This is a genomic window from Collinsella sp. LCP19S3_A6, assembly GCF_052122015.1.
GTDB lineage: Bacteria > Actinomycetota > Coriobacteriia > Coriobacteriales > Coriobacteriaceae > Collinsella.
The window spans coordinates 108,463-122,227 of record NZ_JBQKDD010000002.1 but is presented as its reverse complement, the minus strand read 5'-3'; the positions used below and the strand labels follow the sequence as shown (position 1 = coordinate 122,227).

The window sequence follows — 13,765 nt, the reverse complement described above, 5'->3', positions numbered from 1 at the left end:
GCTACCCTTTGACTGACGGCGAACGAGTCGGGGTCGGAATACATCTCAACCGATGTATGGGGGTAGCTAAAAGAGCCCCGTCCCAAATTAGCTACCCCTGAGCTGCAGTGGAATCGAAAAGGATTCCACCGCACGTTATCTGAGGGCTAGAGGTTGTAGGTGACCACCTGGGGCTCGGCGAGCTCGACTAAGACAGCTGGGGCCGTCTGCTCCACGCGGACGAACTTGACGGTCACCGTCTTAAAGCCCGCCTTATGCAGAACATCCGAATAGACGCGCGCCTGCAGGGCGTGCTTCTCAAGCAGCTGGTCGGGTGTCTCGTCCGGCGTGCCACCCGTCTTGTAATCGATGACCAGTGCGCGTGACGGATCGGCCGGGTCGGTCGCCAGCGCATCGATAGCGCCCTCGGCATATGCACCGTAGCGGGCAATGTCCTTGTCCTCGCAGCCCAGCGAGAAGAACGGCACTTCGGCACGGACGCACGGCCAGGCAAGAAGCTCGGCACGGACCGACGACCTGAGCCAGCGATTCAGGGCAACGTCAAAACGCTCGCGCTGCTCCGGCGTCAGGCACCACAGGCGCGTCAGCGCATCGGCACGCTCAGCGGGCAGCGCATCGGCACCCATCTCGATGAGCCACTGGCAGGCGGCATGGAACGCCGAGCCCAGCGCCATGGGGTTGCCGGCGGGCTCGACAGCAGCCACGTCTGCATCGGCCATCTCCGAGCCATCCGACTCGGCATCGTCGCCCGCCTCATCCATGGGAACACGCGCCTCGGCGGCACGGTCTTCCGTCTCGGCATGGAGCGCCGCGGCGATCGACGAATAGCTGTACGAATCACGCGCCGGGAACGGACACGTGCCCATGCGCACGCCCGCCGCCTGGGGATATACGAGTTCAAACGAATCGGGCTTGGGGTCGGCAGGACCGGGCACGGTTGAGTGCGCAGCATTATCGGCGACATCGGTATCGCCACGAACGAGCCTGCCCTCGGCATCCAGCGAAGCGTTGGCCTCAAACGCCTGCTCGCCAAAGGTAAAGTCCGAAAGCGAAATGAGCTCGTAGTCGCCCGGCTGGGAGTTGTCGAATACCAGGCGGTCGGCATCGAGCTGCGGCATGTCCAGAGCGTCGGTCGGCAGAATGCGGCGCAACACGTCGTAGGTCAGATCGGTCTCGACATCGAAGGTCGGCACCGTCACCTTGCCACGGCTCACGCCCGCATCCATCGCCAAGATCACCAGCTCGCGCGCACGGGTCATGGCAACATAGAGCAAACGGGCCCGCTCCTCGAGCGAAAGCTGCAGGTCGTCGTTGCGCAGGCGGGCAAATGCCTCGGCGGGAGAACCCGTCGCACAGACGTCCTCCATGAGCTCCGGCGGTAGCCACAGCGACGTGCCCTTGCCCTTAAACGCATGCTCAAACTGCTTTTTGACGTCATCGCCCTTTACGAACGTACCGTCCGAGAGTTTAACGCCGTCGAAGCGTGCCGGCAGCGCCACGACCTGCGCTCCGCCCTCGACGCGACCCATCTGTGCCGCACCCGAGGACTTACGCACGCCAAAGCACTCGGCGACCGCCACGACCGGATATTCCAGACCCTTGGAGGCATGAACCGTCATGATGCGCACCGCGCCGTCGCCCTCCTCGTTGAGGGCGCCCGGGGCCTCCTTGCCCGCCAGGAAGCGATCGAAGGCAAGCGCAATGGAGCGCGGCGAGTTACCGAACTCGGCCTCCGCCTCGTCCACGGCATCGAGCGCCTTGAGCACGTTGGCGGCGATGGCCTTGCCCTCGGGACCGCGCTGCGCCAGGCGCACGAACCAGCCGGAAGCATTGACCGCGTCGCGCGCGATGGCGGCGAACGAATCACGCCCCACGCGACGCAGTGCGTAGCGCAGCACCTCGCGGGCACGCGTCACGAGCGGCAAGCCCTGCAAGCCCGGCACATCGGAATCGCTCATGATGCCCGCGTCGATGTTGCGGCGCGACGTCTCGCCCGTCTGATCGTCGAGTTTGGTCGCCAGCGCCAGGAACTCCTGGGCGCCGAGTGCAAACATCGGCGAGGCCAGCAGTGGCATAAGGCCCTGCGCCGTATCGGCCGGATTGGCGAGGGCACAAGCCAGGGCGCGCACCGTCTGCACCTCGGCAGCTTGGGCAAAGACTGAGCCGCCCGCGATGACGCAGTCGAGCCCCTGGTCACGGAAGGCCTGCGCGTAGACGTCTGCGTTGGTCATGCGGCCCAGCAGCAGCACCATGCCGCCCTGGGGCTGGCCGGCATCGGCAAGCGCGCGGAATCGCTCCGCGATCGCGCGGGCCTTGGCCTGTGTGCGCTCCTGCGTACTGCCGCCGGCAACAAAGAGGGCCTGGCGGCGCGAGGCATCCGCCACCAGTGTGTCCTTGCGGCCGTCGCTCGCCTCAAGATCCAAAAAGCCCTGCATCAGGCCGCCGTCATCGCCGTCGAAGACGCGGGCCACATAGCGCAGCACCTCGTCGTGGCTGCGGAAGTTGCGCACGAGCTTGACGAGCTCGCCGGCGGGGGCATCGGACGTGGCAACCGTCTCCGACGCCGCCGTCGATTCCACTTTGCGCTCCTGGCGACGGAACACCTCGACCTCGGCGCCGCGGAAGCGATAGATCGACTGCTGCGCATCGCCCACGGTGCACAGCGCGCGCTCCCCCGCACCCGTCAGGTAGCGGATCAGGTCGACCTGCATCTGATCGGTATCCTGGAACTCGTCGATCATGACCATCTTAAAGCGGCCCTCGTACGCAGCACGAATGGCAGGGTAATCGCGCAGGGCCTCGTAGGCCATGCGCAGCAGGTCGTTATTATCGAGGGCGGACTGGGCAGCCTTCAGTGCGCGATACTCGGCCTCTACAGAGCGGGCCAAGCCCACCAGTGCATCGAGCGCGGGGCCACCGCAGGCAAGCACGATATTGATAAATGCATCGGCGGCCTCGGCCTTGAGCAGCTCGACCTGCTCCTTGGGGAATGCCTTGCTCGCGCGCGGCATGGTGCACGACATCATGAGTCGCGCCGCATCGGCCATGGTCTTGCCGCTCGCCTCGAACGCGTCGATGGCGTCGAGCGCCGTCTGCGCCTTCTCGGTCGCGGCCTTGCTTGCGCCCAGCGCCGATCGATAGGCATCGGCGAGCGCCGAGGTATCGGCCTGGCCGCGCGCCACGCACACGTCGTCCATACCGCCCGGCAGCTGGCTCGAGAGCTCCAGCAGGTCACGCACCAGACCCTTGATGGTCGTGCCGGCGCCAAAGGGACCGCCCTCGCCCGCCATGGGATACCAGGCGTAGAGGGCCTTGAGCGATGCCGCGAGCTCGGGGGCGGCATCGGGTGCCGTCGCGCGGGCCAGCACATGCTCAACAGCCTGGTCCATGAGCTCGTCGGTATCGGTGAGCACCGTGAACTCGGGGTCGATGCCCAACTCCAGCGCGTGTGCGCGCAGGATACGCGAGCACATGCCGTGAATGGTCGAGATCCACGCGTCGTCGACGGTCAGCGCTTCCTCGTCCATGCCCTCGTCGATAAGCGCACGGCGCACGCGATCGCGGATCTCGGCCGCGGCATCCTTGGTAAAGGTAATGGCGAGCACCTGGTCCAGATGCTCGACGAACGGACCGGATTCGGGCGAGAGCGCGTAGACGATGCGGCGCGTGAGGGTAAAGGTCTTGCCCGAACCGGCGCCCGCCGAGACAAACAGCGGACGGTCGAGCGTCTTGACGATCTGCAGCTGTTGCGGCATCAAGGTCGAAAGATCCATGGTCTACACGTCCCTCCTTACAAACGTTCCTTCGTGGTTATACGAGCAGCGGGCATGCGCGGCCTGCGTCGACGCCGGGTCGACAGCAGTGACGTTGCCCGCCTCGAGTTCGCGCAAGCGCTCGGCGATGCCGGCCTCCACGCGATCGAGCAGGGCGTCGAAGTCCATGCTGCCACCCTCGCCGGGGAAACCTTTCTTAAGGCCCGAGATGCGACCGTCGCCACGCTCTTCCTCGAGCAGCTCGGCGCTCGCGGCACCGCGCAACGCGGGCTTGCCGCCCTTGGTCGAAAAATAGAGCGCCGCACGGGTATCCAAATCCAGCGCCCGGCGCATGGCCTGGGCGTAGATGAGCGTTTGGGTATGTGGCGGCAACCAGCGCGGATCGTCGATGGGCGCCGTACCCGATTCCTCGTCGCGCACCGTGGGGTCGGCGAGCTTAAACTCCTCAACGCCCGTGCGATGCTTGTAGTCAATCACCACAGCGCGATTCTCGGCATCCACATCCACGCGGTCGATGCGCCCGCCGAGCGGCCAACCGGCATACTCGACCTGGAGCTCGTTGAACGCAAACTCCAGGTAGCGCGGAGCGAAGGGGGCAAGCGCCTCGGACTCGTAGGCAAGCACGCCCTCCAGCTGCGGCAAGATCTCGGCCACCTGACGCTCCTCCACCGGCGAGAGCGGCACCAGCGGGCCCTCGTTGCCACGTTTGCCGGCGTGCTCGGCCAAGGTCTCGGCAAAGACCTCGTGCAGCAGCTCCTGCGCGCGCGGCAGGTTTTCGGGCGTCACACGCTCCATGCCCTCTTGGGGCAAGCGGGCATGCAGATGTTCCAGCACGTCGTGGACAAAGTTGCCCTTCTCCATGTTGCCAAAACCCGCGTCGATAGACTGGGGCTTAACGCGATACGAGACGAACCAGCACAGCGGGCAGGTGGAATAGGCCTCGATCTGCGAGGCAGACGTCAGACGCGGTACAAGCGGCGCGTCCTCGCCCTCGCCGTCCCGACGGCGCAAGACCAGATATGGCACGGCCGCCTCGCTCAAATGCTGAGGAGCCTCGCATGCCACGCGCTCGCGCTTGAGGCCCTTGCCGGCTGCAGGGTCAAAATCACCTACGATATCGCCCTCGCCCACGCATGTCACCTGAGCGGCACCGGTGGCCTCGGCATGCGCCCGCAACTCGGTCCACACGGCAGCCGGATAGCACTCGCGCGCCTGGCGATCGTGCGTCACGCGCGCAAGCGCAACCGGGCCACGTGCCGCCCGCATCGCGTGGCCAAAGCGCACGCGCAACAAGGCCGCAGGCTCAAGCGTCACGCCCTCGCGACCAAGGCTCGCAGCCAACGTGGCCAGCGGTCCTTCCTCGTGTGAGAGCGGATAGCTGTCCAGATCGACATCGGCAAACAGCACGGCATCGTAGCTGCCGGGGCGCAGAGCCGCCACATCGGCAAGCGAGGCAAAGCGAACCTGGGCACGTGGCGCACCGTCAACCTCGTAGGTCTCGTAATCGTAGGCGGTGCTACGCTTGTCCACCTTGGTGCGAATGCCATCGAGCACGGGCACGGTCGCGGCCTGCGACACGTCGAGCGCGCGGGCGTCATTCATAAGGATGTCGATGGCGTGGCGCAGCAGGGCCGCCTCCGCTTGGCGACGAGCTTGGCCATCCAGGCTGCCCAGCGAGCGATCGGGCAACGCCTCGGCAACGGCAAGCATGGCCTTGAGCGCCGTCACGGGCTTGTCGCGCCACAGTGCCTGGAACACGTCCGAGACCACACACGGTACGTTCTTAAACCAGTTTTCGTCGCTCGCCGCCTTGCGTGCGCCCCTCACCTGGCCTTGCACGCTCTGCAGCAGGCTCTTAACGCCCGCGGTAGTCTTGCTACGCGAGAGACGCATATTCTTATCGAAGATACGGGCATTGGCGGCATCAGCGCCCGAAAGCGGGCTGTAGATCCAGTCGGCAAGCTCAGGCGCGGGCCACCACTCGGTCTTTGACGCCACACCCTCATCGGCCGCCTTCATGCGCTCGATCAAGCTGGCAAGCGCCGCAAACTGCCTGCCCGCAATGGATTGGGAAAACGCCGTGAATTCAGTTGTCTCGGCAGCGATATGACGAGCCGCCAGACGAGAGGCGAGCTCACCGAACAGCTGGGGTGCCCGGGCAGAAACAACGAGCACGCGTACGGGGTCGGCGGAGAGGCCGGCGGTATCGTCGGCCCCGAAACCCTGGCGCGCTTTTACCAGATCATCAATTGCGTCCGCATAAGCATGAGCGCGGGCGTGGGGGCCCGCGACCTCAATAAAGGCAGGCTGAGCGGTAGCTCCACAAGCGGCATCAGACGCGACGGCGTCCTCCCTCAGCGGCGCGACCTCAAACAGCACACCGCTGGCATCAAATGCCGCGGCAAGTTCCTCGCGCATCGCCGCCTGCTCGCGAGCAAGCAGCACGACGACCTCTCCCCCACTGTTCGCCACAGCAGACAGCAGCTCGAGCAGACCGTGCGTAAACGACGTGACGCCGCGTACACAGACGGCACGGGCGCACGCCGGCAGATTATCGGCCAGAGCGCTGGCCATAATGTCAGCCGCCTCGCAGGGCTCGACCATATCTCGACGGTCCAAACCGCCCGCGTAGGCACGCAAAAGCTCGAACACACGAGCCTCGGCATCGCTTTTTGGCTCAGGCCGGCAATTGTTGCCACGGCATCGCTCGGCAGCTGTCCCCGCCACACCTGGCAGCACATCGCGGGCCATACGCGCAAGCATGCGCACCGTGCCCTGGCTGCGCGAAAGCGGCTGCAGGTCGACATCATCGAGACGCGTGACCATGTCCGAAAACAGCATCTGGCGCTGCAGGTTGTCGACGAAACCGCGCCCGTCGCCCAAAAGCTCCCAAAGCGAGCGAAGCCACGACGCGGGCGTCTTGTAATCGATGCCCAGCGAAACGCCGGCTTCCGCCGCATCATGACGGCACAGGTCGAGCTCGGCAAACGTTGGCGCCAGCAGCACGGCACGCCCGTGGCGGGCAATAAGGTCGGCAAGCAGCGCCGACTCGGCATCGCTCAAATCCGTGCCGGCATTAGTGGTATAGATTCGAACAGGCATGGTCCTCCACTCAAACTGTTCGCAATAATCAATGCATCCATCCTACCCGCCCAAGCGGACACATTGCCACCGCAGCTTCATCTTTTGGCGCTTTGGAGACAAGTCGCTTTGCACCACATTGGTGCCAAGGGGGCAGACTCGTCCGTCGGTGCAAGGGGGACAGGTTCGCTTGCGCCACATTGGTGCAAGCGAACCTGGCCCCTTTGCACCAATTATTCGGCATATAAAAACCGCCCCCGGAGGAGCGGTTTTTCACAATTCGTTTTGCCGCGGCCTATTCGCCATCCTCCAGCTTAATGAGGATCTTGCGGTAGCCACCGTACTCGCCGTTGAGCGCCTTGGATACACGGCTCACCGTGGTGGACGAAGCGCCGGTACGGACCTGAACCTCGACATAGGGCTCGCCCTCATCCAGGTAGCGCGCGACCTGCAGACGCTGCGATAGATCGCAAATCTCGCGCGGTGTGCAGATATCGGTCAAAAACGCTTGGATATCTTTCTCGTCGTCCAAAAGACTAAATGCGTGGACTAGCTGCTTGACATCAGGCTTGTCAAACATGTTCTCAATATTCATCGATCACCGCCAAACCCGCCAAAAGGCATCGAAGTTGATACTGGCACCGGGCATCGTTCGCCCATTCTATGCAATAGGGCAACGCATGTGGCTTTTGCCCGTAGCAGTTTAGCACACCACCAAACTAAAGTGACAAGACTCTCTGTCAGCGGCGCGTTTTTTAGGACGAACGCCGTTTTGAAACCGAATGCGCACGCAAGCTCCACGAATATCTGAGACAATGGGCGCCCAACGCAGAGGCGCACGCCAAGGCAACCATCCGATTCGCCGCGGCAAACGAGCTTACGCGCCACCAACACGTCACGCGCACCGGAAAGGAACCCACCATGCGCTTCTTGCTCAACTGGCTTTTGACCTCAATCGCTATCGCGATCGCCACGTTCCTCGTCCCCGGCATTCAACCCTTCGGCATGGCCGACGCCTGGGTCTGCTTTGCCTTTGTGGGACTGTTCCTCAACGTCGTCGACTCGCTCGTCAAGCCGCTCCTGACGGTCATCTCGCTGCCGCTCACCATTATCACGCTGGGTATTTTTCAGCTTGTAGTCAACAGCTTTATGCTCGAGCTTGCCAGCTACCTATCGGTAAATCTGCTGGGCGCGGGCATCTCCATTGCCAGCTTTGGGTCGGCCTTTATGGGTAGCATTTTGGTGTCCATCACTCGAAGCATCTTCGACAGCATCGCCAGGAACTAAAGCAACCGGATACGGACCGCCACAACACGCCAAAACGAAGGCCGTCCATCGCAACGATGGACGGCCTTCGCCTTTGTCAAGCCTCAGAGGACAAAAGAATCTACCATTTCTACCCCGTCCTCAAATGGCTGGTGGGGCTAGATGACGTAGTCGTAGCCCCCGTTGGGGGCGACGAGCGCATCGAGCGTCACACCGTCGAGGTAGTCGTTGATGAGCTTGTCCAGGTTCTTCCACACGTCGAGCGTGGGGCACTCATCAGATCGCGAGCAGCCCTTGCAGTCGCCATCCAGGCAGGCGACCGGCGCCAGGCTGCCCTCGGTCAGGCGCAAGATCTCTCCCACCGTGTACTGCTCGGGCGGGCGCGTGAGCACGTAGCCGCCGCCCTTGCCGCGCATGCCCGAAAGCATGTTGGCGCGCACGAGCGTAGCCAAGATGTTCTCGAGATATTTCTCGGAAATCCCCTGTCGCGCCGCGATCTCTTTGAGCGGGATGCGACCGGCCGCCTGGTGCTCGGCCAGGTCGACCATAACGCGCAGGGCGTACCTGCCCTTAGTAGAAACCAACATATATAGTGCTGCCTTTCGGTCTTTTAATCCGTTGAAATTCTAGCCGAAAAATTGGCTTTGAAAATACCCATTCCAGTCAAGGTGGTTAATCAGCTCGTAATAATCTCCTATTTCCTATTGCATTACTAGGCTTTAGTGTCTACTATGCTTGCCAACAGCTAAATGAACAACCTATAAGGTTTATGGGTTTAGCTACTAGGCCACCGTAAAACCACACGGTATCCAGTCATTTGAACACTTTGGAGGTTCACCATGAGCAAGGTTTATACGTCCATCGATCAGCTTATCGGCCACACCCCGCTTTTGGAGCTCACTCACTTTGAGGCCGATGAGGACCTCAAGGCCCGCGTGCTCGTCAAATTGGAATACTTCAACCCCGCCGGGTCCGTCAAAGACCGCGTCGCCAAGAACATGATTGACGAGGCCGAGAAGGCCGGCAAGCTCGTGCGCGGCGGCGACTACACCATCATCGAGCCCACGAGCGGCAACACCGGCGTCGGCATCGCCTCGGTGGCGGCGGCTCGCGGCTACAAGGTGATCATCACCATGCCCGAAACCATGTCCGTCGAGCGCCGCAAGCTTATGCAGGCATACGGCGCGCAGCTCGTGCTCACCGACGGCTCCAAGGGCATGAAGGGCGCCATCGCCAGGGCCGAGGAGCTGCAGAAGGAGACCCCCAACAGCATCATCGCCGGCCAGTTCGTGAACCCCGCCAACCCCGCCATCCATAAGGCCACGACCGGCCCCGAGATCTGGAACGACACCGACGGCAAGGTCGACATCTTCGTCGCCGGCGTTGGCACCGGCGGCACCGTGACCGGTGTGGGCGAGTTCCTCAAGGAGCAGAACCCCGAGATTCAGGTTGTCGCCGTCGAGCCCGCCACCTCCCCGGTACTCTCCAAGGGCCAGGCCGGTCCGCACAAGATCCAGGGCATCGGTGCCGGCTTTGTGCCCGACGTCCTCGACACCCAGGTCTATGACGAGATCATCCCCGTCGAGAACGACGACGCCTTTGCCACCGGCCGCGCCGTGGGCCACAAGGAGGGCGTGCTCGTGGGCATTTCGTCCGGTGCCGCCGTGTGGGCCGCGCTGCAGCTGGCCAAGCGCCCCGAGAACGAGGGCAAGACCATCGTGGCACTGCTCGCCGATACCGGTGAGCGCTACCTGTCCACGGCACTGTTCCAGGACTAGAGCCTTTTTTCCCATAGGTTGAGCTCAGGGACGAACCTGCCTCCTCTCTCTCCCGGCAGTCTGAGTCCATCCCGTCAGGGTGTCCCACGAGACGTCCGAACTTGCTACAATGTCTGCGGCGCGGAACCAGCCTCCCGCGCCGCTTTTCTTTTTTGGCCACATGCCACCAAGGAGAACCTCCCCATGCACAACAAGCGCGTGCTCGTCGCCATGAGCGGCGGCGTCGATTCCAGCGTGACTGCCTATCTGCTCAAGTGCCAAGGCTACGAATGCGTCGGTGCCACTATGCGCCTCACCTGCCCTGCGCCCGATCCCGTCACGGGCATGAGCAAGGTCGACCGTGACATCGCCGATGCAAAGGCCGTCGCCGATCGCCTGGGGATACCTCACCATGTGCTCGACCTGCAGCAGGCCTTCGACCGCAACGTTATCGAGCGCTTCGTGACCGCCTACCAGGAGGGGCTGACGCCCAACCCGTGCATCATCTGCAACCGCCATATTAAGTTTGGCGCGCTGCTCGACGCGGCACTCGATATGGACTGCGACTACATTGCCACGGGTCACTACGCCAAAACGAGCCAAGCGCCCGATGGCACCTGGCAGCTGCACCGCGGCGAAGACTCCAAGAAGGACCAGAGTTACTTTTTGTATTCGCTCACGCAAGAGCGCCTGGCACGCACAATCTTTCCGCTGGCAGGGTTGGACAAAGAGCGCGACGTGCGCCGCATTGCCGCCGAGCAGGGCTTCATCAACGCCAAGAAGGCCGAGAGCGAGGATATCTGCTTTATCACGGACGGCGACTACGCGGGCTATATCGAGCGCCGCTGCGGGCATGCCGCCGAGCCGGGCGATATTGTATGGCGCGACGGCAGCGTGGTCGGACGCCACGACGGCGCACTGCGCTATACCGTCGGCCAGCGCAAGGGCCTGGGCGTCGCGATGGCGCGCCCCGTGTATGTAACGGGCGTCGATGCCGCCAACAACATTGTGCATCTGGGCGAGGCTGAGGACCTGACGGCGACAGCGCTCACGGCCAACGACTGGATTTGGAGTGCCCCTGCCGACCGCATGGAGGCAGAGCTCACGTCCGGCGACATTCGCGTGGGTACCAAGTACCGCTACCGTCAAAAGGACCAGGCAGCGACCCTTACACGTGGCGCCGACGGACAGATGCTTCTGACCTTTGACGAGCCGCAGCGAGCCATCGCCCCCGGCCAGGCCGTCGTTATCTATCGCGGCGACGTCGTCCTGGGCGGCGGCACGGTAACTGCCGCCATCAGGTAGCCGCAGGATTATCGCCGCACGTGTCGAAGCACCTCAACAGCAGCATTCACCTCGATAACGCGACGCTCGAGGCCGCGGCAAATGGACTCGAGCCGGCCCTCCGCTGTGGCCCATTCGCTCTGCGAAAGAATCTCGATCGCCTCATCAACAAATCCGTTGAGCCGCGATGAATCGAACCAATCGAGTGAGTCCGCAAGCGCCAGCTGGACGGAAGGGTCGGGCCCAAACGGCTTAGCAGAAAACCCAAACTCCCCAGCTGCGAGCACGGCAGTTGGTACGTTGTACCACAGGCAGTTGCCGCTATCGAACAGCGGAGCAGGCCTTATCTCCAGGGTGTCGACATTGCGGATGATGCCGAAGTTTCGCCAATGGCGATCGCTGTTGGCCAAAAGGGCATCGCAGACAATCATCTGCGACATAGACCTTCTCACGGCAGCCTCGTCTGCTCCATGCTTACCAAGGAAGCGGCAGTACCGGTCGTATGTCGAGTTTCCCCGCTGGCTACCAAGTGCGCCCTTAACGTAAACAGCCGGAACGTATTCTTCGCGGCCGTCAAGAAAGTCGTCGCACAGACACACAGGGCCATCGAACATCCGCCCAACCGTATAAGGAACAAACGCGCCCTCCGACAACAAGCGACGATGTAGAGCCGTTGCAACCGCCTCGTTAAAGGGACGCTGATCGTCCATGCCGCACCCCTTGACCAGAACGCGAACAGCGTTGCGAATCATCCACGATTTAGGGAGCTCGCCCTCGGACGTGTTATCCGGATTTTTAAGACCGATGCCCTCCAGCCAACCCGAACGTCCCTCGGGCGCCGATCGCTCAAAATCATTCTCGAAGTAATTGAGGTTTCGCCATTTGAGCCCGTCGCATTCTGCCGGCCGCAGCCAATAGCAATCCGAAAGCGAGAGGCCCAGGCACTGAACCGGGACCTCGATGCCACTGGCAATTCCCAGTTCGCGATAGCGCGAGACGAGTCCGGGGCGAACATCGGGCACCGACCGATGGCTCCACCACACGTTGAGCTCCCGTTTATTCACCGTAGGAGAAGAGCTCGAGCACGTGCCAAACGGCATTCGTTGTGCATCGAGGACCTCCGCGATTTCGAAGGGAAATTCGCGCGACGGATCAAATGAGACATGCGCGACCTCATGGTCGGCCGACATCAGCGTAAACTTGCGCCCCACATCGGCCGCAGGACGGCGTCCACGTTTGCGGACCTTTTGATAAGCGACCGCGGAATTGTACTCGACCATCTTCCGTCCGCCCACAATATCGCACGCAAGCGTTCCCGATGCGGCAAGTTGAGATATGCGGGCTTTCGTAACGCCCAGCAGGCGGGCAGCATCACCCATAGACAAGTACTCAGACGTATCCATACACCGCATCACCTCGTTAAGTAATTTACACGTTTAGTTAATAGATTACATATATCATAATACTAAACGACCCAAAGCAAAAAAAGCCCGAGAAATCGGGCTTTAGCGATTGGTCAGCCGAGTCGCAAGCTGCTCCCCTAGCGCTGAACGTAGGCGCGAACCAGCTCGTAGGTATTACGCACGCCGTCGATGTGGCTGCGCTCGTAGTTGTGGCTCGCGTACACGCCAGGGCCGATCAGGCCGTGACGGATGTCGTAGCCGGCAGAAAGCGTGGCCTCAACGTCTGAGCCGTAATGCGGGTACACGTCGATGGCGTAATCGAGCTCCAGCTCGCGCGCGATATTGGACAGCGTGGTCACCAGATCGTAGTTGTAGGGGCCGCCCGAATCCTTGGCGCAAATCGACACCATGCGCTCGGTGCAGCCCAGATCGTCACCCACGCAACCCATGTCAACGCTGATCATCTCGCGCGTGTCGGCCGGCACGAAAGCGCCACCGTGGCCAACCTCCTCGTACACCGTAAAGAGCAGTGAAACCTTGCGCGAAAGCGTCACCTCGCCAGCGGCGACGGCACGCGCCAAGCCCAGCAAAATGGAGGCCGACAGCTTGTCGTCCAAGAAGCGGCTCTTAATATAGCCGCTCTCCGTCACCGTGGTGCGCGGATCCATAGCGATGATGTCGCCGGTCTGAATACCCAGCTCGAGCACATCGTCCTTGCTGTCGACATTCTCGTCGAGCAGGATTTCCATGTTCTTCTCGATGGTCTTGACCGGCTCGTCGGCCACGTGCGCCGAAGGCTCGGTATTGAGGACCACACCCGTGTACACATTGCCATCGCGCGTGTAGACGGTGCAGTTCTCGCCATCGGCCGTAGACCACTGATGCCCGCCGAGCGTCGTGGGACGCAGGCGACCATTGTCCTTAATGGAGCGCACCATGGCGCCCAGGGTATCGACATGGCTCGCCAACACAAGCGGCTCGCCCTCGCCGCCAAGCTCAACCAGCACGTTGCCCTTATTGGAACGCTCGGGGCCAAAGCCCATATCGCGCAACGTTTCCATTAGATAATCAGTCGCCGCACGGGTATAGCCCGTAGGCGAAGCAATAGAAGTCAGCGTCTTCAACTGGTCAGTAATATAGGAGAGCGTAGAATCCATCTTGGACACCAAAGTCACCCTTTCATATCGAATTAAACCCACAG

The 13,765-nt window shown here is 62.3% G+C and carries 9 protein-coding genes; 3 read left to right on the top strand and 6 right to left on the bottom strand.

All coding sequences use genetic code 11. From position 1 onward, the window contains the following. Positions 1 to 146: 146 nt before the first annotated feature. From ACTQVX_RS01750 to ACTQVX_RS01740, 3 genes are all read right to left on the bottom strand, one after another. Positions 147 to 3,773, bottom strand: coding sequence for a UvrD-helicase domain-containing protein (locus tag ACTQVX_RS01750; protein WP_441560048.1), 3,627 nt, complete (start codon positions 3,771 to 3,773; stop codon positions 147 to 149). Positions 3,774 to 3,776: 3 nt separating this feature from the next. Further along, complete coding sequence (locus ACTQVX_RS01745; protein ID WP_441560047.1) at positions 3,777 to 6,875, bottom strand: PD-(D/E)XK nuclease family protein; 3,099 nt, start codon at positions 6,873 to 6,875, stop codon at positions 3,777 to 3,779. A gap of 274 nt (positions 6,876 to 7,149) precedes the next feature. Beyond that, on the bottom strand, positions 7,150 to 7,449 hold the full coding sequence (locus tag ACTQVX_RS01740; protein WP_154515917.1) for a YerC/YecD family TrpR-related protein: 300 nt from the start codon (positions 7,447 to 7,449) through the stop codon (positions 7,150 to 7,152). A 326-nt stretch (positions 7,450 to 7,775) separates the two neighbouring features. Here ACTQVX_RS01740 and ACTQVX_RS01735 point away from each other — a divergent pair, with 326 nt between their 5' ends. Then, positions 7,776 to 8,141 (top strand): phage holin family protein, encoded by a 366-nt coding sequence (locus tag ACTQVX_RS01735; RefSeq protein ID WP_427717799.1) that lies wholly within the window; start codon positions 7,776 to 7,778, stop codon positions 8,139 to 8,141. A 137-nt stretch (positions 8,142 to 8,278) separates the two neighbouring features. Here ACTQVX_RS01735 and ACTQVX_RS01730 read toward each other — a convergent pair whose 3' ends face one another. After that, positions 8,279 to 8,707 (bottom strand): RrF2 family transcriptional regulator, encoded by a 429-nt coding sequence (locus ACTQVX_RS01730; RefSeq protein WP_154515923.1) that lies wholly within the window; start codon positions 8,705 to 8,707, stop codon positions 8,279 to 8,281. A 252-nt stretch (positions 8,708 to 8,959) separates the two neighbouring features. Here ACTQVX_RS01730 and cysK point away from each other — a divergent pair, with 252 nt between their 5' ends. Beyond that, on the top strand, positions 8,960 to 9,898 hold the full coding sequence (gene cysK / locus ACTQVX_RS01725; protein ID WP_441545505.1) for a cysteine synthase A: 939 nt from the start codon (positions 8,960 to 8,962) through the stop codon (positions 9,896 to 9,898). Between the two features lie 18 nt (positions 9,899 to 9,916). Further along, positions 9,917 to 11,182, top strand: coding sequence for a tRNA 2-thiouridine(34) synthase MnmA (mnmA, locus tag ACTQVX_RS01720; RefSeq protein WP_441560046.1), 1,266 nt, complete (start codon positions 9,917 to 9,919; stop codon positions 11,180 to 11,182). A gap of 8 nt (positions 11,183 to 11,190) precedes the next feature. Here the strand turns inward: mnmA and ACTQVX_RS01715 are convergent, their stop codons facing one another. Together ACTQVX_RS01715 and ACTQVX_RS01710 are read right to left on the bottom strand one after the other, a co-directional pair. Continuing rightward, the gene (locus tag ACTQVX_RS01715) at positions 11,191 to 12,564 is read right to left on the bottom strand and encodes a hypothetical protein (RefSeq protein ID WP_441560044.1); all 1,374 of its coding nucleotides are present in this window, start codon (positions 12,562 to 12,564) and stop codon (positions 11,191 to 11,193) included. 137 nt (positions 12,565 to 12,701) lie between these two features. Then, positions 12,702 to 13,721 (bottom strand): M42 family metallopeptidase, encoded by a 1,020-nt coding sequence (locus ACTQVX_RS01710; protein ID WP_441044734.1) that lies wholly within the window; start codon positions 13,719 to 13,721, stop codon positions 12,702 to 12,704. Positions 13,722 to 13,765 lie beyond the last annotated feature (44 nt).

Excerpts from the sequence above, each read along its gene's own strand:
- ACTQVX_RS01745 (WP_441560047.1), bottom strand. The coding sequence starts at position 6,875 with ATGCCTGTTCGAATCTATACCACTAATGCCGGCACGGATTTGAGCGAT.
- ACTQVX_RS01750 (WP_441560048.1), bottom strand. The coding sequence starts at position 3,773 with ATGGATCTTTCGACCTTGATGCCGCAACAGCTGCAGATCGTCAAGACG.
- ACTQVX_RS01715 (WP_441560044.1), bottom strand. The coding sequence starts at position 12,564 with ATGGATACGTCTGAGTACTTGTCTATGGGTGATGCTGCCCGCCTGCTG.
- ACTQVX_RS01710 (WP_441044734.1), bottom strand. The coding sequence starts at position 13,721 with ATGGATTCTACGCTCTCCTATATTACTGACCAGTTGAAGACGCTGACT.
- ACTQVX_RS01735 (WP_427717799.1), top strand. The coding sequence starts at position 7,776 with ATGCGCTTCTTGCTCAACTGGCTTTTGACCTCAATCGCTATCGCGATC.
- ACTQVX_RS01730 (WP_154515923.1), bottom strand. The coding sequence starts at position 8,707 with ATGTTGGTTTCTACTAAGGGCAGGTACGCCCTGCGCGTTATGGTCGAC.
- ACTQVX_RS01740 (WP_154515917.1), bottom strand. The coding sequence starts at position 7,449 with ATGAATATTGAGAACATGTTTGACAAGCCTGATGTCAAGCAGCTAGTC.
- cysK (WP_441545505.1), top strand. The coding sequence starts at position 8,960 with ATGAGCAAGGTTTATACGTCCATCGATCAGCTTATCGGCCACACCCCG.